The organism is Marinococcus sp. LNSP9103-4 (assembly GCF_056034345.1).
The window spans coordinates 164,832-187,872 of record NZ_JBQLIA010000003.1 but is presented as its reverse complement, the minus strand read 5'-3'; the positions used below and the strand labels follow the sequence as shown (position 1 = coordinate 187,872).

General features: G+C 47.1%; 20 protein-coding genes. 5 read left to right on the top strand and 15 right to left on the bottom strand.

Translation table 11 applies throughout. The features are described from left to right. Positions 1-12 precede the first annotated feature (12 nt). The 6 genes from ACTRXG_RS03660 to ACTRXG_RS03635 all read right to left on the bottom strand — a co-directional run bounded on the left by ACTRXG_RS03660 (position 13) and on the right by ACTRXG_RS03635 (position 6,746). Complete coding sequence (locus ACTRXG_RS03660) at positions 13-1,203, bottom strand: competence protein CoiA (protein WP_474284060.1); 1,191 nt, start codon at positions 1,201-1,203, stop codon at positions 13-15. Between the two features lie 95 nt (positions 1,204-1,298). Further along, on the bottom strand, positions 1,299-1,961 hold the full coding sequence (gene mecA, locus ACTRXG_RS03655; RefSeq protein WP_322526415.1) for an adaptor protein MecA: 663 nt from the start codon (positions 1,959-1,961) through the stop codon (positions 1,299-1,301). A 301-nt stretch (positions 1,962-2,262) separates the two neighbouring features. Beyond that, entirely contained in the window at positions 2,263-2,658 is a 396-nt protein-coding gene (gene spxA / locus ACTRXG_RS03650; protein WP_022795164.1) for a transcriptional regulator SpxA, read from the bottom strand. A 381-nt stretch (positions 2,659-3,039) separates the two neighbouring features. After that, positions 3,040-4,491, bottom strand: a complete 1,452-nt coding sequence (gene aldA, locus ACTRXG_RS03645) for an aldehyde dehydrogenase (RefSeq protein WP_474262042.1) — start codon at positions 4,489-4,491, stop codon at positions 3,040-3,042. A gap of 269 nt (positions 4,492-4,760) precedes the next feature. Further along, positions 4,761-5,333, bottom strand: a complete 573-nt coding sequence (locus tag ACTRXG_RS03640; RefSeq protein ID WP_091614512.1) for a GNAT family N-acetyltransferase — start codon at positions 5,331-5,333, stop codon at positions 4,761-4,763. A 204-nt stretch (positions 5,334-5,537) separates the two neighbouring features. Beyond that, a complete protein-coding gene (locus ACTRXG_RS03635) occupies positions 5,538-6,746 on the bottom strand; it encodes a putative glycoside hydrolase (protein WP_474284059.1) in 1,209 nt (402 codons plus the stop codon). Between the two features lie 322 nt (positions 6,747-7,068). Between ACTRXG_RS03635 and ACTRXG_RS03630 the strand changes: the two genes are divergently transcribed. After that, positions 7,069-7,596 (top strand): HD domain-containing protein, encoded by a 528-nt coding sequence (locus ACTRXG_RS03630; RefSeq protein ID WP_474262040.1) that lies wholly within the window; start codon positions 7,069-7,071, stop codon positions 7,594-7,596. 54 nt (positions 7,597-7,650) lie between these two features. On the opposite strand, the gene ACTRXG_RS03625 is transcribed toward ACTRXG_RS03630, so the two are convergent. Together ACTRXG_RS03625 and ACTRXG_RS03620 are read right to left on the bottom strand one after the other, a co-directional pair. After that, positions 7,651-8,526, bottom strand: a complete 876-nt coding sequence (locus ACTRXG_RS03625; protein WP_474279188.1) for an NAD(P)-dependent oxidoreductase — start codon at positions 8,524-8,526, stop codon at positions 7,651-7,653. A 5-nt stretch (positions 8,527-8,531) separates the two neighbouring features. After that, the gene (locus ACTRXG_RS03620; RefSeq protein ID WP_474262038.1) at positions 8,532-8,813 is read right to left on the bottom strand and encodes a YciI family protein; all 282 of its coding nucleotides are present in this window, start codon (positions 8,811-8,813) and stop codon (positions 8,532-8,534) included. Positions 8,814-8,989: 176 nt separating this feature from the next. On the opposite strand from ACTRXG_RS03620, the gene ACTRXG_RS03615 reads away from it, so the two are divergent. From ACTRXG_RS03615 to ACTRXG_RS03600, 4 genes are all read left to right on the top strand, one after another. Further along, on the top strand, positions 8,990-9,985 hold the full coding sequence (locus ACTRXG_RS03615; RefSeq protein ID WP_474280014.1) for a sodium:calcium antiporter: 996 nt from the start codon (positions 8,990-8,992) through the stop codon (positions 9,983-9,985). 212 nt (positions 9,986-10,197) lie between these two features. Beyond that, the gene (gene trpS, locus ACTRXG_RS03610; RefSeq protein WP_474284057.1) at positions 10,198-11,187 is read left to right on the top strand and encodes a tryptophan--tRNA ligase; all 990 of its coding nucleotides are present in this window, start codon (positions 10,198-10,200) and stop codon (positions 11,185-11,187) included. Positions 11,188-11,270: 83 nt separating this feature from the next. Beyond that, positions 11,271-11,549, top strand: a complete 279-nt coding sequence (locus tag ACTRXG_RS03605; RefSeq protein ID WP_474284056.1) for a hypothetical protein — start codon at positions 11,271-11,273, stop codon at positions 11,547-11,549. A gap of 13 nt (positions 11,550-11,562) precedes the next feature. Beyond that, positions 11,563-14,118, top strand: coding sequence for a CBS domain-containing protein (locus ACTRXG_RS03600; RefSeq protein ID WP_474284055.1), 2,556 nt, complete (start codon positions 11,563-11,565; stop codon positions 14,116-14,118). A 37-nt stretch (positions 14,119-14,155) separates the two neighbouring features. Here ACTRXG_RS03600 and fabF read toward each other — a convergent pair whose 3' ends face one another. The 7 genes from fabF to argB all read right to left on the bottom strand — a co-directional run bounded on the left by fabF (position 14,156) and on the right by argB (position 23,030). Further along, positions 14,156-15,400: a beta-ketoacyl-ACP synthase II gene (gene fabF / locus ACTRXG_RS03595; RefSeq protein WP_474262032.1), complete on the bottom strand. Its 1,245-nt coding sequence runs from the start codon at positions 15,398-15,400 to the stop codon at positions 14,156-14,158. 153 nt (positions 15,401-15,553) lie between these two features. After that, positions 15,554-15,727: a hypothetical protein gene (locus tag ACTRXG_RS03590; RefSeq protein ID WP_462865434.1), complete on the bottom strand. Its 174-nt coding sequence runs from the start codon at positions 15,725-15,727 to the stop codon at positions 15,554-15,556. 128 nt (positions 15,728-15,855) lie between these two features. After that, positions 15,856-16,806 carry an ornithine carbamoyltransferase gene (gene argF / locus ACTRXG_RS03585; protein ID WP_474262030.1) on the bottom strand — a complete coding sequence of 317 codons (951 nt, stop codon included), beginning with the start codon at positions 16,804-16,806 and terminating at the stop codon, positions 15,856-15,858. A 3-nt stretch (positions 16,807-16,809) separates the two neighbouring features. Beyond that, positions 16,810-19,974 carry a carbamoyl phosphate synthase large subunit gene (locus ACTRXG_RS03580; protein ID WP_474284054.1) on the bottom strand — a complete coding sequence of 1,055 codons (3,165 nt, stop codon included), beginning with the start codon at positions 19,972-19,974 and terminating at the stop codon, positions 16,810-16,812. Then, a complete protein-coding gene (locus ACTRXG_RS03575) occupies positions 19,967-21,046 on the bottom strand; it encodes a carbamoyl phosphate synthase small subunit (protein WP_474262028.1) in 1,080 nt (359 codons plus the stop codon). The genes ACTRXG_RS03580 and ACTRXG_RS03575 overlap by 8 nt, the downstream gene beginning before the upstream one ends. 24 nt (positions 21,047-21,070) lie before the next feature. Continuing rightward, positions 21,071-22,228: an acetylornithine transaminase gene (locus tag ACTRXG_RS03570; RefSeq protein ID WP_474284053.1), complete on the bottom strand. Its 1,158-nt coding sequence runs from the start codon at positions 22,226-22,228 to the stop codon at positions 21,071-21,073. 13 nt (positions 22,229-22,241) lie between these two features. Continuing rightward, positions 22,242-23,030, bottom strand: a complete 789-nt coding sequence (gene argB, locus ACTRXG_RS03565) for an acetylglutamate kinase (protein WP_474284052.1) — start codon at positions 23,028-23,030, stop codon at positions 22,242-22,244. Positions 23,031-23,041: the final 11 nt, after the last annotated feature.

Here is a 23,041-nt window from a genome sequence, read left to right as displayed (position 1 = left end):
TATCTTTCTCTCCTATTGTATCGAACTATTTCCAGTTGTTCCAATGAATCGTTTTTCTGCTTCAAGCTTTTTGATATAAGCCGTAAATATTCCAGCGATGCTTTGATCCTGCGACCATCCCGTTTCCGCCAATGCTTCAGGCAGCAGATCTTTCTTCAAATACCAGTGCCCGTGATGAAAATAAACCGTCTTCCGAACCTTCAGCCACTGCAAAAAATGCCAGACTGCCTGACGCAGGTAAACCTCTGCACGCAGACCAGAACGTATTAACGGAGCAATCAGTGGATCTTTTTGCACTAAAATTAAAATATTGTTTAATGTATCACTTTTTTGGCGAATAATCCGGTAAAACAGCAGGGTCTGCCACAAGAGCGGCGGTCCGCGGAAAACGTAACAATACGGCGTCGGCCAGCCCAGGTCCGCAGGATGCCTACTAATATGAGAGAGGTGCCGGGTATATATCTCCAGGCTGTCCCAATACTTTTCGCACCCGGAAAATTGATAAGACGAAAAGCGCCAACTATTTTTATGCGCCAGTATTTTATCAATAAAGCTGAATGACAGCTGTGCAGGGGCGAAAAAATAATCCAGCTTTATGTCGGCTACCGGCAATCTTAAGGCATGGGCTACGATACGCTTGGGCGAAGCTTCAAATAATGGCTGCACGATTAAAAGCTCCCGGGAGGATGGCATCAGCACAGGTACTGCATTAAAATATCCGGAGAATATGGAAGACCACACCGCTTCATTCCAAAACCAGCGCCCGGCATTTTTTCGTTGCACTAATTTAGGAGCAAAAAACCAAAGTGGAAGGATTCCTTTTTCTGTATATGTTCGGCTTCTCGTCAAAAGCTGCGGGGAATCAATCGCACTCCTCTGTATCTCGAGTGCTACGTTTCGCCCTCTCCACTGAACGAATACGTCTGCCCTTCTTCCTTCCTCAGGTAACTGCTTCTCAATAACGGGAGAAAGATTTTGTTTTTTAAGCCAACTGGCGAGCAGAGCTTTCCCTTCAGTATGCTCTTCGGATTCTCCACCAAGCAGGCGGCAGTCTGCACGCCGGGAGTGAACAAAATGAGGACGGGTATTTGATTTGTTACGCAGATGCACTTCGTGCCCGCAGTCCGGGCAATAGTAAGGGGGATAAATAGTGGGATCCAGGCTTGAAACCGCCCGGCCGTTCGCAATGAGGGCATTAAACATGAGTATCAGCCTTTCCAGGAGGGGGTGTAATACGGGGATTTTTTATAAAATAAAAAGGCTAGCGTCACACGCCAGCCTTTTAGAGATACACACACTTATGAGAAGTTTTCATTGAAGGTTTGAAGACCATATTCAGATGCAATTGTCGTACCGTACTCACGTATACGGAAAATGGACAGGTCAGATTCATTTCCGTACTCCAGCACATGACTTACCATGTTGTCCTGTTCATCCTCTGTATAACGCTGATCAAATACTAAATAAAGATAATACCGATTTTCAAAGAAGTATACTTCGTTGTGGACATCCGATACATGGAAGGCCTTACTCAAACTGATTAAGTCTTCCATATCCTGGAAGGAAATAACAATTTCCAGGTCTTCCGACTCAAGTGAGCCATTTCTGTCTGATTTGGACGAACGGTATTGTTCATCAAGCATATCCACAATGTTATCGTCCACCGGAGGTTCCTCTTTGTTTTCTGATACCGGAATTTCCAGCTTCACATTTCCATCGGTAACCTGTCCTCTGGTAACTACGATTTCCATGCCCTGATCGAGTGCCTGTACCTGAATCCATAAAGGTCCTTCTATTTCAAAGTTTTCTAAGTCGTGAGCTTCGTTGATCATATCAAAGAATAATTCTTCTCCACGTTCACGGTTATACCAAATCTCATCCCGGTCGAAACCACGGTCTTCGATATCCGTGTACGTAATGTAAAACTTCACTGTCGACTCGTTGATTCTTTCGATTTCCACTATTTTTCTCCCTCCTCAAGCTAGGGTCGGTCTTCTACTTACTATGAAATACTATACCCTAACAATAACATATAGTAATCCTTTTAATCATAGCACTGTACAGGACCCTTTGTGAGTTGTGCTCATCCCAGGATGCAACGTTCGTTGAGGGAGCGGAGCATCAATAATTTAACACTGGTTTGGTTTTATATTTTCAGATAAAATCACACTCATGTCAAGGAAAGAAACTCATTTTAGCAAAACAAAGCGTAATTATAAAAAGAAGAAAAATTCCGACCGGCGCCGAAATTTTTCTTTCTTTTTAGTTTACCATTTTTTGCGCTTCCATCAAGTTAAAAGTACGAACTTTTCTTGGAAGGAAACGACGAATTTCAGCTTCATTGTAGCCCACCTGTAAACGTTTATCATCATAAATGATCGGCCGTCTTAATAGACCGGGATGTTCGCTGATTAATTGGAACAGGCGCTGCAGTGGAAGGTTTTCCATTTCCACGTCTAATTCCTGAAACACCTTCGAACGACGGGAAACGATTTCATCAGTGCCGTCCTCCGTTAGACGCACAATCTCTTTTACTTCATCCACTGTTAATGGCTCCGCAAAAATGTTTCTTTCATTATAAGCAATCTCATGTTCGTCCAACCATGCTTTCGCTTTCCGACAGGATGTACAACTTGGAGATGTAAGCAATGTCACCATGTTAACAAATCTCTCCTTCCCCAACTATGGGAGTAAAATGGGCGAAAACAACGTATAATATTCTCTGCTTTTTAGTCACAAGATTATTATACAATAATTATTCTAATTTGAAAAGAGGTTTTAACTGGTTTGTGAATGATTGTACTTTTGGACTTTAATTCAACAATACTTTATTTATTCCTCTTCATCATGGTTTTGAAACTTTCTGAGCGCACAATTTGTTAACGTTTTGTGACAATTCATTTAAACTGTTCACTTTTTACATTAAATGAACGATTCTCAATTACCTGCTTTGTTTTTCAACAACTCATATAATTGTTTCCGCCCTTATTATGTATACGTTAGAAAATGGCTGGAGGTTCACCCTCCAGCCAAATTTCTTTAATTTTTTTCGTTATTGTACTGCATATAAACAACGTGAGTGGCTAAAAAGTCTTCCACTCCGTGCTTGCCATCGGCGCCGCCAAGTCCGGATTTCCGGAAACCGGCGTGATAGCCCTGCACAGCTTCGAAATTCTCCCGATTAACGTACGTTTCGCCAAAGCGCAGTTCGTTTACCACTCTCATAATTTCGTTCATATCTTCACTGTAAACGGAGGAAGAAAGACCGAATACGGTATCGTTGCCTTTCTCTATTGCTTCATCAAGCGTTTGGAACGTATCGATAGGAATAACCGGACCAAATATTTCTTCCTGCATAATTTCCATCTCATGCCGGGCGTTGCTGATTACTGTTGGTTTGTAAAAATAACCATTATTCTGATCGCCTGGTTCACCACCAGCTACTACCTTCGCTCCGTCTTTTTTAGCATTTTCCACCATCGCATGCACTTCATCGAGGCGGTCTTTGCTTACAAGAGGGCCAACGTCAGCATTTTTGGATGCGCGCGGATCGCCCATTGTTTTTTGTTCAAATGCTTCCTGCAGTCGTTTGGTGAATTCTTCAGCAATACTTTCATGCACATACACCCGCTCTGCGTTCGTACAGGCCTGGCCATTATTGGCAAGTCTGGAGGTTGTAATATGCTTCACCGCAGTATCAATATCTGCGTTCGCTGTTACAATAGCCGGTGCTTTTCCGCCGAGTTCGAGATTAACTTTTGTAATGTTCTGCGCCGCAGCTTCCATAACTTTTGTTCCCGCAGTTACGCTGCCAGTCATTGTTACCATATCTACATCTTCATGCGAAGCCAGAGCGTTTCCTATTTCTGAACCTGTACCTGTAATCAGGTTATAAACCCCTTTTGGTACTTCATCCATTTCATCGATGAGCTTTGTGAATTCAACAGCTGTATTTGGTGTCTGCTGGCTTGGCTTCAGCACAATCGTACAGCCGGTGACAAGAGCTGTTGCTACTTTTCTGGCCAGGATAAACACGGGAAAATTCCATGGCACAATACCGCCTACAACGCCGATAGGTTTTTTGTAAATGAAAATATTCTCATTTTCCCGGTCACTTGGCAGAATTTCTCCTTCTATTCTTCTTGCCCATTCGGACATGTAGCGGAAATAGTCAATGGCAAGATCCACTTCACCGCTCGCCAATCCGTAATCTTTTCCTTGCTCTTCTTGAAGAAGGTCAATAAACCGGTCTCTGTTTTCTTCAATTTTATCTCCGAGAGCACGGACAATTTTTCCGCGTTCGATATTTGGTGTCAGCTCCCACCCTTTTTGAGCAGCAGAGGCGGCAGCAACAGCTTTATCCACGTCCTCTTTTGTCGCTTTTACCGTTCGTGAAATAGTTTCTTCCGTTGCCGGATTTTCAATTTCAATATATTCATCACTAGAAGCGTTTACGTATTCTCCGTTAATGTACAATTGATGTGTTTGCATCAGGAACCCTCCAATTTTTCTTCACAGGTTAGAGTGTTCCACCTTAATTTAACTTTTAAACCTTCCAGCATAAAAAAGCGCAGCCCATCTGAACTGCGCATGCAATGTATTAAGCGGAGTGTCTTGAAGGAGTCGGAACGCCCTTTTCGGGCGATTTTTCTTTATTCAGGCCCTTGAGGTTTTTTTTAAGCATGTCCCGGAGTACTTCTCTTTTCATTTTCCTGCGTTTTTTTGCAACTGCGTTTTTCATAACCTCTTCGCCCTCCTTTCTAAGCGTTCTTCAATTCGTCTTTGTCATCATACGTAAGAACTTCCGTAACGTCCTGATAGGCTTTTCCGTAGATCTCTTCGTCTTTATACGTATGAATGTTTTTATACGTATGCTTCATTTTTTCATAGATAACTTCTTCCGACGCATCGTCCGGCGACCAATATAAAATTTCGAGCGTATTCACTTCATTGGTTGCCAGAGAGATTCTGCTGTAGCCAATGGATTTCGCCTGACGAAAGCCGGCTCTTTCATAAAAACGGAACCGTTTTGTTGTATCACTCTCTTCATAATCGAGAGGCTCCACTTCCAGAATAATCGGTTTATTCTTACTTTTCAGGCTATCAAGTAATTTCTGACCGAGTCCTTCCCCTCTTGCTTCTTTCGATACCAACAAATAATCGATAAAAACAAATTCCTCTGTCTCTACATACATCATAACATGAAGAGGTCCTTCATCTTTATGGTAAATATCACCTTTTTCATCCAGCAGCACTTCCATGTGTTTTTTCGATTTCATTTCTTCAACTGGAAAGTATTGGTTCAATTTTTCGTACCAGTTTAGTTTAGACATAATGACCCCCAAATTTGTGTTACATATATTATAACGCGAAATTCTGTATATAGTAAGTGCCTTCAGTACTTATTTAAGACGCTTAAGCGCGCTTTTTACGGGATATTGACTTCCCGGAGGGTTGTGGTTGCATTTGCTCTTTCTCAGCTTTGCATACAGCAAAAAGGAGCGGTTTTTGACTCCCGCTCCTTTGGTTTTGTTTTTTTACGGCGTATAATCTGTACCTTTGGAATAAGAGTTCTGGGCGTCCCACAGCAGATACTCTTCAATACCATTATCCTGCAGCGCCTGAATCTGCGCCTCCACTTCGGTGCTTCCGTACTGCAGATAATTACCGCTTCCTAAATAGCTTGCTGTAAAGTCCTGAATCCAGGGCCGGGTTATCGGTTGTTCATCAAGATCCGATAAAATCTTCATCTCTGCCTTCGCATAAGCATCGATAACCTCGTACGGCTTTGTATCCGGCTTATCGATATTAAAATAACCGCTTCCCCAATGGCTTGGGTAAATCATGGAGCTGATGACATCTACATTTTCAGAGATTAACCGAAAGTCCTGTCCGATGCCCGGGGCCCGTTCCTGAGTCGCAGAATAGCCGAAGATATCCGCCGATACATTTACATTGTATTTTGTTTGAAGCGTCTCTTCAGAGTAGGCGACAAAATCCGTAACAGCATCTACTCTTTCCTGCACGTTGTCGTCACCGCTGTCATAGTCCCCTGTGGAATAAGTGAGCTGGTCATCTCTCGTTTCAAATCCTTCAGGGAACCGGATATAATCGAACTGGATGTCCTGGAAGCCGAGCCTGGCTGCTTCTTCCGCTATTTGAAGATTGTAATCCCATACTTCTTTCATAAACGGGTTTGTAAACATATGACCGCTTCCATTCGACCATGTATCCCCGTTACTTGTCTGGTAGGAGTATTCCGGATGCTTTTTGGCAAGTACATTATCTTTAAAAGCTGTAATGCGTGCGATTGGGTATATATCGTGTTCTTCCAATTTTTTCATTAGCGCTTCGGGATCCTTGATCATATTTTTTCCTATATCAGGCAGATTTGATCCTTCCGGTACATTGAATGTTAAGTTGCCGTGATCATCTTTAATATCTATTACCATAGCGTTCAATTCCGTCGAATCAATGAGGTCAATTAATTTATCCATTCTGTCGCCTCCGGCCGAGTGACCAGTAACATATATCCCTTTGACTCCTTCCTCTGGATAGCTGAAATTAAGACCGGAATCATATGTAAATCGCGGCATGCTGCCTTCAAGCGTTAATGTATGTCCACCAGTCGTCATTGATGCCAGATCGTTCCCGTTTCCTTCTTCCGCGTTCGCCTCCGCTGCAGTTAATCCCGATGTAGCAGTCAATGCAGCAGTTAAGGCCCAAATACCCAACTTTTTTTTCATATTGTCCCTGCCTTCATTGTTTTTTGTAAAAAATACACTCTAATAGTCACTATTTAATGGAATATTTTTCTTAGTTTAATTATACGTTTAAATACACATATTACCAACCATATTTTTTATTTTCCGCTATTTTTTTATTAATTAATATTTATATTCAAAATGATAATTGAATGTTAGTTAATCTTTCATTTCCCTTGCATTCCAGTCGCATAGTTATTATAATGTTAAAAATATCTTTAAAAATTGCGAGACTTTCACAGGGTCCTCAGCCTTTATTGGCCGGGGCCCCTTTTGCAAAATAATCTATAAAGGAGGAGCACCAATGAGCAGAGTGACGATGATTGATATTTACAAACACCCTATTACTCAAAAATATGTCCGCCGTTCCGGACTTGCCCATGCCATCCGCGTGGCTGATATAGCATTAGAGCTTGCCAGAGAACGAAATGTGGATGTTGATTTAGCAGTAAAAGCCGGTTTTCTGCACGATATGGGCCATTATCTTTTTTACAAAAACGGAAAATGGGACTTCGAAGAATATCAGACGAACGATATTCACGCTATCAAAGGAGCAGAACGGGCGCACAAGCTCTTAATCCGGCTCGGCGAAGAACCTTCGCGGGCAAAGGAAGTCAGTATGGCTGTTTTACTTCATACTGATTCGTATCTCCCGGCTGCCAATATTCAGCGAACGCCGCTGCAGCAGGTAGTTGCCGATGCAGATGAACTCGATGAAGAGCCATCCGGACGCCATCACTACCGGACAATTACTGATGAAGATGCATTCACCCGACTGCATTCCCTCGACGAACGCGTTGAGCAGGCCGTTGCTGAAACTATGCATTCGTAAAACGTAAAGAACCCGCCTTCATGAAGGAAGGCAGGTTCCGTGTCTACATATTTTTTATTTTTTATTGTTTTTCACGTAGTAAAAAAGGCTGCTCATGTCTTTTTCTCCAAAACCTTCGCGATCCGCCTCTTCGAATAAGGATAAAACTTCCTTTCCTGCCTTTGGAATTACTCCTACACGATTACTCATTTCATTAGCCAGGCCAAGATCCTTTAAAAGCAGTTCCAGAGCAAATCCGGGTTCCTCTTTGTTTTCCTGAATGAATTCCGTATAGTGCCGGTCGTAGATTTTGCTCTGCCCCATACTATTTGTGATAACGGAATGAAGCATTTCCAGATCAACTCCTGCTTTTTCCGCCATCGTTAATCCTTCGCTTACCGCTGCAGTATGCATGCCCACCATATACTGATTAATCAACTTCACCTTCGTACCTTTGCCAATACTGCCGGCATACGTAATATTTTTTCCTACCGCTTCAAAAATCGGTCTGGCTTTTTCAAAGGCCTCTTTGCTTCCGCCAACCATCACAGCAAGTGTTCCAGCTTCTGCTCCTGTCGTTCCCCCGCTAACCGGAGCATCCAGATAGTCTACACCCTTTTGCGCTGCCTCTGCTTCAATCTTTTCATGAAGCTCTGCAGACACGGTACTGAAATCAATTACAAGAAGTCCTGGTGAGGCATTTGTAATAACGCCGTTTTCACCGAGCATCATTTCTTCTACATGCTCTGGCTTCGGCAGGCAGGTCATAACGATATCCATCTGTCCAGCTGCCTCTCCCGGTGTAATACCGACAGTACCTCCTGCTTCCTGAAAGCGGTCTTCCTTTTCATTTCCTTTATTAATCCCGTAGACGTCAAATCCTTTATTCAAAATATTCACAGCCATTGGCATGCCCATGTTTCCAAGTCCGATGAAAGCAGCTTTTTTCATAAGTATTATTCTCCCTTCGTCCAGACATGTGATTTCATATCCCACTCATGCATATGATAATCCCGGGCACCAAGCTGTATGTAAGGATCCTGTTCTACAATTTCCCGGACGGCTTCCTCTTCTTCTCCGCGGTACATGATTAAGCCGCCGGTACCATCGACAAACCGTCCATAAGCAATCACATTTCCGTTCAGTTCTTCATCCTCGAGAAATTTCAAGTGCTGCGAGCGGAACTTTTGTGATTTTTCTTCATCCTTCATTGTAAGAAATACGGCAAATATCTTCATTATAGCCCTCCTTTGAATTCTTTCTACTTTATTATAGTCGTTGTTATCCAATATTTACATAGATGAAGGGGTTTTCACACGGCTTCCTTTTGACCTTCGGGGTAAGTTACGATACACTAACCCTGTTCTAAAGCGTTTTATGCTGAAATTATCGTTTGTGAGAGGGGACACCATCGTTGGTCTTTTTATTCTTTCTTTTGGCAGCTGTCGTTACAGTTATCGCAGCCACCAAGCTGTCTTCATACTCTGACATCATTAGTGAAAAATCTTCGCTTGGCGGTATGATGGTCGGCACCCTTTTGTTGGCCGGGGCCACTTCCCTGCCCGAAGTTACCACCAGCTTAACGGCTGTGTTTTTGGATAACCCGGACATTGCAGTGGGCAACGTGCTTGGGAGTAATTTATTTAACATTCTTATCATTGCTGTATTCGATATTTTTTATCGACGCAAGCAGCTGTTCAACCGCGTCTCCCCTGGTCATACATATACTGCCGGGCTGGGAGCCGTGCTTGCTTTTGTCACGGGGGCGGCTTTTCTCCTCCAGCTTTCCTGGAGCGTTTTTGGCGTCGGTGTTGATGCGCTTATCCTTCTGGTATTCTATGCGGTAGGAATTGTCTGGGCAAACCGCCAGAACGAAGGCGTGATTCCTGACGAAGAAGAACAGGACGTGCCAAAGCCCGATCTCTCATTGCGCCAGGCCGGTACGGGATTTATAATCGCTGCTTTATTTACGCTCGCTGCCGGTACTGTTCTAACTACCACCGGTGACAGGATCGCTGTTATCACCGGACTCGGCTCGAGCTTTATCGGAAGTTTTTTAATCGCTGCTTCGACGTCCCTCCCCGAAGCCGTTTCTGTTTTTGTAGCAATGAAGCTGAGAAACTATAATCTGGCCCTGGGGTCCATTTTGGGCAGCAACCTCTTCAATTTGACTCTGCTTGCCCTGAGCGATATTTTCTATAGAGGCGAACCGATCATTTCCGCAGCAAGCCGGACGAATCTGGTGACTTCTCTCGGCATTACGCTGCTCGCAGCCATAGTATTTTACGCTGTTCTCCGGGGCAGTAAACGAAAAACACCGGCCATTTATCTTTGGCCCTCCATCACTCTTGTCGTCGTTTATTTTATTGCTTCCTATTTAACTTTTATTGGTCTCGGGTCAGAGTGGTGATGAAGCTATGACAGATCAGATACGTTTTTGGATGGCCGTTACAGCTTTCTTGTGGGCAGCAGCACTTGTCCTTCAGGTGAGATTGTCAGACTTCCCCTCCTGGCCGGGACTTCTGCTTTTTATCTTACTCGTGCTTGAATGGGCCGCCGTGCTAGTCCTTAAGTATAAAAGCCGGCAGAAATAAGTTTTTGACAACGAAAGGATGTATACTTATGAAAACCGTTTTTTCCGGTGTTCAGCCGAGCGGCACGCCCACCATCGGTAACTATTTAGGGGCGATAAAACACTTTGTGGATTTACAGAAAGACTACCGAAGCTTTTTTTGTATCGTGAACCAGCACGCTATTACAGTGCCTCAAAATAAGCAGGAGCTTCAGCACAACACCCGGAGTCTCGCGGCTTTATACATCGCTGCCGGACTTGATCCGGAAAAAGCAACTATTTTTGTTCAATCGGAGGTTCCTGCTCACGCCCAGCTTGGCTGGATGCTGCAATGCATTGCCTATATTGGGGAGCTTGAGCGCATGACCCAGTTTAAAGACAAGGCAGAGGGCCGCTCCGGTGTTCCCGGTGCTCTTTTGACTTACCCGCCGCTGATGGCTGCGGACATCCTTTTATATGGCACAGATATTGTTCCTGTCGGAGAAGACCAGAAGCAGCACCTTGAACTGACGCGGACGCTCGCGGAGCGGTTTAATCAACAGTACAACGATATATTCAACGTCCCGGAAACAAAAATAGCGGGCAGCGGAGCACGGATTATGTCTCTTCAAAATCCAGAGAAAAAAATGAGCAAATCCGACTCCAATCAAAAGGCTTTTATTTCCATGCTTGATGATGAAAAGACGATCATGAAGAAGATGAAGAGCGCTGTGACTGATTCCGGACGCGAGATCCGCTACGATCCTGAAAGCAAACCTGGAGTAAGCAACCTCCTCACAATTTACGCCATTTCTAAAAACATCAGTATCGAAGAGGCAGAACAAAAGCTCAGCCAAGAAAGCTACGGCTCTCTTAAAGAAGAAACCGGTGCCGCCGTTGCTGATATTCTCGTACCACTTCAGGAGCGCCATTCGGAGCTGATGAACTCTTCAGAACTCGATGACATCCTGGACAAAGGCGCAGAAACAGCCCGTCAGGCTTCCTCAAAAATGCTCGCAAAAGCAGAGCGTGCCATGGGGCTTGAACGAAAAAAACGGTAGGAGCTCCCAAGTCGGGAGCTTTTATTTTTTTCTTCCCGGGTATTAGTATAGGGAAAACACATCCAGCACATGGAGGGTCGCAAGTGACTGTACGAGAAGAAAAGCAAAAACAGCTGCGTGAACTGCTGAAGGAGTCTGAACAGCTGCAGCATTCAATCAATCAGCTTACCCGGGAGCTTGCGAACGAAACCCGGGTTCTGCAGGTGCACTTATACAAAGAACAGAAAGACCAGCTTGAAGATATCACCCGGTATTTTGATGAAGTGAACATGGAGGCCGATCAGACGCGCCCCGAAGCCATTCTCACTATGGCCCTCAATCACTTCCACAACCATTTAATGCATGTGAAAAATAATGACTAAGGAGGCAGCTGCCATGGATGTAATTTTAACGCACCGCCATATGGACTTTGACGCCCTCGCTTCTGCTGTAGCTGCTTCCAGACTTTATCCTGAGGCCCGCCTCGTTTTGCAGGACGACCAGTCCGAGGAAGTCAACGAGTACCTCGCTCTTTTCAAGGATGAATTTCCGTTTGTTTCTTCCCGGCATATCGATTGGGATAATTTGCATACTGTGATTTTAACCGACGTCTCCGAGCCGGATCGGGCCAGGGACGGCCTTACCTTTTCCGCGGCTCCGTACTGGATCATTTATGATCACCATACAAATAAGGTAGCGCCTGATTCCACAGAAGCGGCCATTGATGCCCGAATTGAACCAACAGGCGCCGCTGTCACTATCCTCATTGAAGAATTGATGCAGCGCCAGCTTTCCCTTACTCCGGTCGAAGCTACCCTTTTTGCTCTCGGGCTTTACACTGATACCGGGTCGCTCGTTTATCCGAGTACAACGCTTCGGGATCTGCAGGCTGCTGTATTTTTAATGGAGCAGGGCATGAATTTAGATACCGTCGGCCAATACATGGAGGAGTCGCTTTCTCCGGATCAGCAGTATGCTCTGCGAGCCTACCTTGGGGCAGCAGAGGTCATTGAGCGCGAAGGGCTTCAGCTGTTGATTACAAAATTTGATTCCGGCGACAAGCATATCGGCGGCTTGAACACCGTTACCTCCAATTTAATAGAAACGACCGGTGCGAGCGCTGTCATTACTTTAACCAGAGCACAGGGCAAAATATTTGTTATCGGGCGCTCGGCCACCGACCGCATTCACCTCCCGGACATTTTAGCCCCGTTCGGCGGAGGCGGGCATTCCCGGGCCGGGTCGGCCACTATCAAGGATCAACTGCTCGACGACGTTTACGACCAGATCAAATCACAGCTTCAATCTGCAGTCGGCCGCTCCATTACGGCTGAAGAGCTGATGAGCCGGCCGGTAAAAACACTGAAGCCGGAAACGACAATCAGGGAAGCGGAAGATATGGTTCTCCGTTACGGCCACAGCGGCTTTCCGGTAGTAAACGACCAGTATGAATTAGTCGGCATTATTTCCCGGCGCGACATTGATAAAGCCATGCACCATCAGCTCGGGCACGCCCCTGTCAAAGGCTACATGAGCTCCAACCTTCATACCGCCTCCCCCTATCACCGGTTTGAAGAACTGCAGCAGCAGATGGTCCACCATAACGTTGGCCGGCTTCCCATTATTGATCACCGCGGTGCATTAATCGGTCTCGTCTCGCGCAGCGATATCATTGCCCGGCTTCGTGAAGATTCCACTGCATCAGAAACCGTCAATATGGAAGAAAGCATGCGCACGACTTTGCCGGATTCCATCCAGCAGTGGCTTCGGGCTGTCGGAGAAGAAGGCGCCCGCCAGCATTTGCGCACATATCTGATTGGTGGAGTCGTTCGCGATATTATTTTGCAAAAGGAAAATGAGGATATCGACATTGCCGTTGAAGGTGACGGCATAGCCTTTGCTTCAGACATTGCCTCCAAATGGAACGGAGAACTCCACAAGCACGAAGCATTTGGCACTGCTACGATCATCTGGCCGGACGGATTAAAAATGGATATCGCAAGCTCCCGGACCGAATTTTATGAAAAACCCGGATCCCTGCCAGACGTGGAGAGCTCTACATTGAAAGAAGACCTGTTCCGAAGGGATTTTACGATCAATGCCATGGCCCTTGCCCTTCATCCCGAAGAGTTTGGGGATCTCATCGACCACTTTTCAGGACTTGAGGATTTAAAACGGGGAGCCATCCGGGTGCTGCACAATTTGAGCTTTGTGGAGGATCCGACCCGTATTCTCCGTGCCGTCCGCTTTGAATACCGTTTTGGATTTGCGATGGATCATGAAACAGAAGCGTTTATTGCGCAGGCGGTTAACGCGATTCATGCCCTGTCTACAGATAGAATACTCGCTGAATTTCAGCGTCTGACTGCAGAAATGCCTCCTGCCCAGTTGTTTTATCGTCTCCAGAAGCTTGACGTTTTATCGGCATTTCTCCCTGGTGCTGTATGGGACGATACAGCCGAGCAACTGCTGCCTTATATTACCGGGTTACAATCATCTTTGTTTATGACCCTGCTGCCATTATTTCTGCAGGAAAGCGGCCGGGTGCTTTCTGCCGAGCGGGTCGCCGTGCGGAAGCAGGATAAACAGCTCGTGCGGCACGTGCACCACCTGCTCGATGAAAGCTGGGACGTCTCTATCGAAAGACCCGGTGATTTTCACCGCACTGCTGCCCATGTGTCTCCTCTTTCTGTTGAAATTGCTGCTTACTGCCTTGAGTACAGCGCCAGGCAGCCGGGAAAAGCGGCTTTGCTCAGACAATACCAGGACAAATGGCAGGACCTGCCACCGTGGGTTTCCGGCGCTGAACTTCAACGTCTCGGCCTCCGCCCCGGGCCGCTCTATAAATTCATTATAAGCGAAACCGAAAAAGGCATTATTAACGAAGAAATCACTTCATCCCGAGAAGCACTGGATTATGCTGAATCCCTTATTCACAGCTATCAGTCCTAAATGCAAAAAAGTCTGGGCGCGTTGGCCCAGACTTTTTTTATGACTGCCATTTTTTAAATGCCAGGGTAGCGTTATGTCCGCCAAATCCAAAGGTATTGCTTAAAACGGCTTGAATATCACCTTTCCGGGCTTCGTTTGGAACATAATCGAGATCACATTCCGGATCCGGCTCGTGCAGGTTAATAGTCGGCGGCACTACATTATCCTTTAAAGAAAGAATACTGAATATAGCTTCAATACCTCCGGTTGCTCCGAGCAGGTGACCAGTCATCGATTTTGTTGAACTCATCCATACACTGTCCGCATGATCCTGAAATACCTTTCGTACAGCTGTCGTTTCAAATTTATCATTGTATTGCGTGCTGGTACCGTGGGCGTTAATGTACTGAATGTCTTCTGCTGTAAGCCCTGCGTCGTCCATAGCCATCTGCATGGAGCGCTGAGCGCCTTCGCCGTCCGGTGCCGGAGCTGTCAGATGATACGCATCTCCGGTAGAACCGTATCCGACGATTTCAGCATAAATTTCCGCGCCCCTCGCTTCGGCGGACTCCAGGCTTTCAAGCATCAGTATGCCCGCTCCCTCGCCCATTACAAATCCGTCCCGGTTTTTATCAAACGGACGGGACGCCGTATTTGGGTCTTCATTCATCGTAATTGCCTTGGCCGAGCTAAAGCCTGCAATCGCCATTTTTGTAATCGGAGCTTCTGTGCCTCCTGTAATCATGGCATCGGCATCGCCGCGCTGAATCACTTTATATGCGTCTCCAATCGAGTTAGAGCCTGTGGCACAGGCCGTAACCGTACAGGAATTCACTCCTTTGGCCCCTGTATAAATGGACACCTGGCCGGAAGCCATGTCCGGGATCATCATCGGTACAAAGAACGGGCTCACACGTTTATAGCCGCGCTCCATGAAGTTTTGAAACTGGTTTTCATACGTTTCCATACCGCCAATGCCAGAGCCTATCCAAACGCCGGTCCGTGCTGCATTTTCCTCTGTAATTGTATACCCTGCGTCCTCAAGCGCCTGCATGGAAGCTACAATAGCAAACTGGGTGAAACGGTCCATTTTCCGCAGTTCTTTTTTTTCCAAATAGGCCGACGGATCGAAATCCGTAACTTCTCCCCCGATTTTCATCGGAAGCTCGGAGACATCCACCCTTTCGATAGCACTAATGCCGGAGACGCCGTCCACAGCATTTTTCCACGAGGATTCCACTGTCTGGCCCAGCGGGTTGACTGTCCCCATTCCTGTTACAACCACTCGCCTGTTTTCATTCATGCTACTCTCTCCTTTGTTATCTTCCGCATTCTCATGTATATACTCCCTGCCTATGTACGAACCAGGCTGGACGTTTTCATTAGTCTGGGAATAATTTTATACGAGTCACGCACGGTTGTCTACTTTCTGCACGCTGTTTTATTCATATAATCTTTATTCCTCTACGAACGAACGGTGGTATGTCCATTCGGCGATCAGCGCTCCCGTGATAGCTGTAAGAATGGCCGTCGTCTGGCTTCCCTGAAAAAAATAAATGATACCTAAATACACAGCGATCAATACGCAAATAAAAATAATCACCCCTGCTGCAGCACGTTTCACTGTCATGTCATCCCTCCCGCTGCTTACCGGCTTCCCGGCAATTATACAAGCAGAAACACGCTAATCCAAGTGATTATCCTCCTTTCTTCACATAAAAGAAACCGTCCCTGTATTATTAGGAACGGTTTCACAGTCTAGCTGATGACCGAAGCAAGTATAGCCTTTTGTACGTGCAGTCTGTTTTCCGCTTCATCATAAACAGCTGAATGGGGACCATCAATGACTGAAGCCGCCACCTCTTCTTCCCGGTGGGCCGGGAGGCAGTGCAAAAAGATGTAGTCTTTCGCAGCTTTCGCCGTAAGCTCTTCAGAAATCATAAAGCCTTTAAAAGCCGCGAGGCGTTTCGCCTGCTCCTCTTCATAGCCCATGCTCGTCCACACGTCTGTATAAATAACGTCCGCCCCTTTTGCCGCTTCTTCAGGGTCTGTCGTGCGGGTAACGGATGCTCCAGACTCCTCCGCTGCCTGCTCAATCTGTTTCCAGACGCCCGGCTCCGGACCGTACCCTTCCGGCGCTGCGAGCACCGCGTCCATTCCCATTTTGATGCTTGCTATGATCCAGGAATGGGCGACATTGTTTCCGTCTCCGATAAAAACACTTTTCAGGCCCTCGAAGCTCCCTTTCCGCTCCTGCACAGTCAGCAAATCAGCAAGTGCCTGGCACGGGTGATACAGATCCGTAAGGGCATTAATTACCGGCACATCTGCATGCTCTGCGAGTGCTTCGACTTTCCCATGATCGTTTGTGCGGATCATCAACGCATCAACGTACCTCGAAAGTACTTTGGCTGTGTCTTTGATCGGCTCCCCGCGGCCGATCTGCATATCGCGGGGGCTCAGAAACAAAGAATGGCCTCCCATCTGAGTCATAGCTACCTCAAAGGACACTCGGGTTCTCGTCGACGCATTTTCAAAAATCATCCCGAGGGAGCGATGCGCCAGATGATTATAATACGCAGCAGGATTTTTCTTCATGTCTGCTGCCAGCTCCAGCAGTTGTTTGATTTCCTCCGCGGAAAAATCAAGCAGCGTTAAAACGCTCTGCTGATTCAGAGTTGAGGCGGAATTATTCAGATTTGTTGCCATTTGCTACACTCCTTTTTCGGACAAAGCGTAATTTTGGAGCCACGACTCAATTGGTGCAGGCAGCTCCGGCGCCCCTTGAATGGCCTGAACCATCACACTCAGCGTGCGTGCATTCGTTACGATCGTTTTACGTTCAATTAATGCTTTCTGACGACTCTCTTTTCCTGTTTTATGCCCGATCTCCGGAATACTGATTAATGCTGAAGCATCCTCTGAGTAAATCCATTCATCAAACGGCGTCTGCTGTGGAAACACTAATGTGTAACCCAGGCCTTCAAGCTTGTCCAGGGATGGTTTTGCTTTTTCATATTCCCCGTCAGCAATTTCGCAATAGACACTTCCGGTTTTTTTGAATAGAAGAGGGATTTGCGTTTCTGACCAGGCAAATGCTTTCTGAAAGGCTCCGGAAAGATCTTTTGATATGCCGATCAGCTCCCCAGTGGATTTCATCTCTGCTTCGAGCACCGGGTCAAGTCCGCTTAATTTATCGTTGGAAAAGACCGGGGCCTTCACTGTGTAATAGCCCGGCTCTTCGTGGAGCCCTTTCTCATTTGTCCATGTTTTAAGTGAATGGCCGAGCAGCAGGTGCACCGCTCCTTCAATCACTTTTTCGCCGGTGATTTTGGCAAAGACCGGTACCGTGCGCGATGCTCTTGGATTTATTTCAATCACATACAATTCGCCGGCGTCGTAGACGAATTGGATATTAAAGATACCGTGAAAATCCATGCCCTCCGCAATTTTCTGCGTATAGTCCACCAGAAGCTGTTTAATCTCTGCACTGATACTGAATGGTGGAGTTACAGCCATGGAGTCGCCTGAATGAACACCTGCTTCCTCTACGTGTTCAAATATACCGGGTATCCATATGTCTTTGCCGTCTGTTAATACATCCACCTCAAGCTCTGTGCCCGGCTTATAGGAGTCGATTAATATTGGATACTCAATATCATTGGCTGGATCTTCGATATATTCCACCAGCTCTTCTTCTTTGGTCGCAATCGCCATCCCGCGGCCGCCGATGACGTAGGAAGGTCTGAGAAGCACCGGATAGCCGATTTCTTCCGCCTGCTTCAGCGTTTCCTCTCTGCTGTGGCCGGAGACGCCCGGAATATGAGGAACGTTCACATGCTGCATAAACTGGTAGAAGCGGTCCCGGTCCTCGAGCTGATCAATAATATCGGACGTTGTGCCGAGCACTTCCATTCCTGCTTGTTCAAGTGATTCAGTCAGCGCGATCCCCGTCTGGCCGCCAAGCTGTACGATTACTTTCGTTACGTGCTCTTCTCTGGCTACGTGAAGCACATCCTCAGGTGTGAGCGGCTCAAAGTACAAATGATCCGCCATTTCAAAGTCAGTGCTCACCGTTTCAGGATTGTTATTTACAATTACCGCTTCGTAGCCGGCTTCTTTCAACGCACGCGCCCCGTGCACCGAGCAGTAATCAAATTCAATGCCCTGTCCGATCCGGATCGGGCCGGAACCGACGACCAGCACTTTATTTTCGACCGGTTCGGCCTCGCGGTCGCTTTCCTTGTACCAGCTGGAATAGTAGTACGGTGTTTCTGCGGTGAATTCCGCTGCGCACGTATCCACCATATGATATGAAGGGAACATATTTAACTGTTCCCGCAGCTCAAGTATTTCTCCGATTTTTATTCCGGACAGGGCGTGCAGCTGTTCATCCGTAAAACCAGCCTTTTTCCATACCAGCAGCTGCTCTTCGCTCCACTCTTCCCAGGAAAGCTCTGCAATATCTTTTTCTTTTTGAATAAGGGCGGAAAAGGTCCGAAGGAAAAAATACTGAATACCGGTTTTTTCATGAATTGTTTCCATATCCCCGCCGCGGCGAAGCCATTCCATAATGTAAAAGAATCGCTTATCGTTCTGCTGCAGGATTTCGTCTAAAATATCTTCATCAGCCGTTTCTTTGCATTCCGGTAAAGCAAGCCCGTCAAGTTTGATTTCAAGCGACCTTACCGCTTTCTGCAGAGCCGCCTCCAGATTTCTTTCAATGGCCATGACTTCCCCTGTCGCCTTCATCTGCGTGCCAAGGGTGCGGTCTGCGTAGGAAAACTTATCAAACGGCCAGCGCGGAAATTTCACTACAACATAGTCAAGTGCCGGTTCAAAGCTTGCATACGTATGCCCGGTAACCGGATTCAACAGCTCATGCAGGTGATACCCGATGCTGATTTTGGCCGCCATGCGGGCAATCGGATATCCGGTTGCTTTAGAAGCAAGAGCGGAAGAACGGCTCACTCTCGGGTTTACTTCGATCAAATAGTACTGCTTGCTGACCGGGTCGAGCGCAAACTGGATATTGCATCCGCCCACAATCCCAAGTGCCCGGATAACCTTTAACGAGGAGCTCCGAAGCATCTGGTACTCTACGTCCGTCAGGGTCTGGGATGGGGCCACCACGATGGAGTCTCCGGTATGAACGCCTACAGGGTCGATGTTTTCCATGTTGCACACGGTGATGCACGTGTCATTGGCATCCCGCATCACTTCGTACTCAATTTCTTTAAACCCGGCTATGCTCTTTTCTACCAGGCACTGATGAATCGGGCTTGCCTCCAGCCCGCCTTCGATAATATAACGAAGCTCTTTTTCATTCTGGGCAATGCCGCCCCCGCCTCCACCGAGTGTGTACGCCGGGCGAACGATAATCGGGTATCCGGTTTTCTCCGCAAACGCGAGTGCTTCTTCTTTTTTTTCAACTACCTCGCTTTCAGGCACCGGTTCGTTTAGTTCGTGCATGAGCGCACGGAATGCTTCTCTGTCTTCTCCCTGCCGGATGGATTCGATCGGCGTACCGAGAAGCTTCACCCCATGCTTTTCGAGCGTCTGCTGTTCGGAAAATGCAAGCGCGAGGTTTAAGCCAGTCTGTCCGCCAAGGGTGGCAAGCACTCCGTCCGGATGCTCCTGTTCAATGATCCGCTCCACTGTTTCTACGGTAAGCGGCTCAAAATATACTTTATCGGCACAGGTATTATCTGTCATTACAGTTGCCGGGTTGTTATTCAGCAGGATTACTTCAATATTTTCTTCTCTAAGCGCCAGGCATGCCTGGGTGCCTGAATAATCAAATTCCGCAGCCTGCCCAATGATGATCGGGCCGGAGCCGATCACCAATACTTTATTTATTTCTTTATCTCTAGGCATAGGTGGCTTCTCTCCCTTTATTCTCTATCGTTTCGAGAAATTCATCAAAAATTTCTTCGCTGTCTGCCGGACCCGGATGGGCTTCCGGGTGAAACTGAGCTGTCATGATTGGAAACTTCGTATGCATCATGCCCTCTACCGAACCGTCATTGACATTTTTGTACTTTATCCGGAACGACTCTTTTGAAAGAGACGCATCCGTGACAACATAGCTGTGGTTTTGAGAGCTCATAAATACTTTGTTCGTTTCCAGGTCCTGTACCGGCTGATTGGCACCGCGGTGACCAAAACGAAGTTTTTCTGTGTTTCCGCCAAACGCAAGCGCGAGGAGCTGGTGCCCCAGGCAGATGCCCAAAGTCGGGTAGGTTTCGGCAAGCTCCTTATAAGTGCTCAAGTACTGTTCAAGCTGCTTCGGGTTGCCGGGACCGTTGGAAAACAGCAGGCCATCAGGCGCCAGAGCTTTAATGGCTTCCTTCGTCGTATCGTAAGGCACAATCGTAACCTTGCATCCTTTTTTGTTCAGCTGATCCACCATCGACTGTTTGTAGCCAAAGTCCATTAATACTACGTGCCGGTCTCCGCTGCCGATCGTTATCTGTTTATCCACCGTTACAGTATCAATCACATCGCGCTCTCCGAGCGGCTCGTATTCTCCGACATTCACAGACTCTGGATCCCCGGTCATTACTGCTCCCATATCGCCTTTTTCCCGGATATTTTTGACCAATGCCCGCGTGTCCACGTTTTCCATAACGGGAATTCCGGCTGCAAGCGCTGCCTCTGCCAGCGTCTGGTCTCCTTCATAGTGACCCGACGTAGCGCAGGCTTCGCTGACAATGATACCTGCCGGCTGCGGCTGCGTACTTTCATTATCTGTTGGATTCACACCGTAATTTCCGATTAGCGGATAAGTAAAAACAACTATCTGTCCGTGAAAGGAAGGGTCTGTCATCACTTCCTGGTAGCCGGTCATTCCTGTGAAAAATACAATTTCTCCATACGTATCCGGAAAGGCTTGCTGCCAGCTGCCTTCAAATATTTCGCCTGTTTCCAATTTTATATAACTTTTCATCTACAAACCCTCCTGGTACGTTTTTTATTTTTCAAGCACCTCTGTTAGTGCTGCTGCGGCTTTTTCCAAGTCATTGTGCGAAATTGTCAGCGGCGGCAGAAGTCTCAGCGTGTTAGGTCCTGCAACAATCAGCAGAAATCCTTTTTTCTGCATGGCGAGCACGTAAGGTGCCGCGCTGTCGGTAAGCTCTATGCCGATCATAAGTCCCGGGCCGCGTATTTCTTTCACCACGGGCAGGGAGGAGATTTTTTCTTCAAGAAGCTTCGTGAAAAAGTTTCCCTTTTCTGCTGCCATCTTCGGGGCGTTGATACTCATAAGCTTCTGGAGCGTCCCTTCTACAGCAGCCATAGCCAGCGGATTTCCGCCAAATGTGGAGCCGTGCGAACCGGGTCCGAAGGCTTCCTGTAAATATCCTTTGCCGATCATCGCTCCTACCGGAAATCCGTTACCAAGAGCCTTTGCCGTTGTTACAATATCAGGATCCACGCCTGCCTGCTCATAGGCAAACATCGTGCCGGTTCGTCCCAGGCCAGTCTGTACTTCGTCTACTACCAGCAGCGCTCCGTGCTGCCTGGCAACCTCCGCGGCTTTTTGAATAAATGCCGGGTCTCCCGGAATGACACCGCCCTCTCCCTGCACCGGTTCAAGCATAATTGCCGCGGTGTTTTCATCCACAGCCTTCTCCAGTGCATTCACATCGTTATACGGTAAATATTCAAAGTCTTCGAGCATGCGGCCGAAGCCTTGATGAATGGCATCCTGGCCGGTTGCTGCCATGCTTCCGTATGTCCGCCCGTGAAAAGACTGGACAAAGCTTTGGATTTTCGTACGCCCGGTATATTTTCTCGCGCACTTTATAGCTGCTTCATTTGCCTCCGTCCCGCTGTTTGCAAAAAATACAAGATCTAAGCCTGTAAGCTTCGTCAAAAGCTCTGCAGCACGCTCCTGCTGTTCATATTGAAAAAAATTGGAACCGTGCCATCCAGCGTGCAGCTGTTTCTCTACATGCTTTATCACATCGGGATCACCGTGGCCAAGGTTGACAACGCTGATGCCAGCCATTAAGTCCGTGTATTCTTCACCCTCTTTATCCGTTACGGTACAGCCTTCCGCATGCGAAAAAGTGAGTTCCCATCTTTTATAAGTTTCGAATAGATGTGATTTCTGTTCTGTCTGCTGCATGGTTCTCCTCCTTTCAAGTCAGGGACGGAGCCTGGACCTGTTCTCTTATGATTGCTGTTCCCTTCAGCTTTCCGCCTGCTTCGTCTGTATGTCCGTCCGCACCGGCAATAACGACCTTTTCCAAATCCCCGGTCAGGCTTGCTGCTGCCGCCTGGACTTTCGGTATCATTCCGCCGTAAATTTCTCCATCGTGAATGTGCTGCTCGAGCTTTTCTACATGAATATAGTCAGCTTTGCTTCCGTCAATAAGCACACCTTCAACATCTGTAATAAACAGAAGCTCTTTTGCGCCTACTGCCTGTGCGACAGCCGAGGCAGCCGCATCAGCATTCACATTTAATTTTTTTCCGTTTTTATCCGCTGCAATAGGAGCGATCACCGGAACGAATCCGCTTTCCAGCATAGAGTGTATGCAGGAGGTATTAACGTTTACGACGTTGCCGACGAGCCCGAGATTCTGATCCGCCACCTGTTCTGCTTCCAGAAGCCCTCCGTCAATACCGGACATGCCAAAAGCCGGAGCACCGGCGGACTGAAGGGAGGAAACGAGGCATTTGTTCACTTTTCCGGAGAGAATCATTTCTGCTACTTCAAGCACCTCGGGCGTTGTTTTTCGCAGCCCGTTTACGAACTCACACTCAATCTGCATCTGTTCAAGCATACGGTTGATTTCAGGGCCTCCCCCATGCACAAGCACCGGATTCATGCCTTTTTCTTTCATCGCAGCTATACTTTTGAAAAACTCAGCTGTTAGTTTGTTTACCGTGGAACCGCCGCATTTGACTACAGTGATGCTGTTCATGCTCTTCTCCT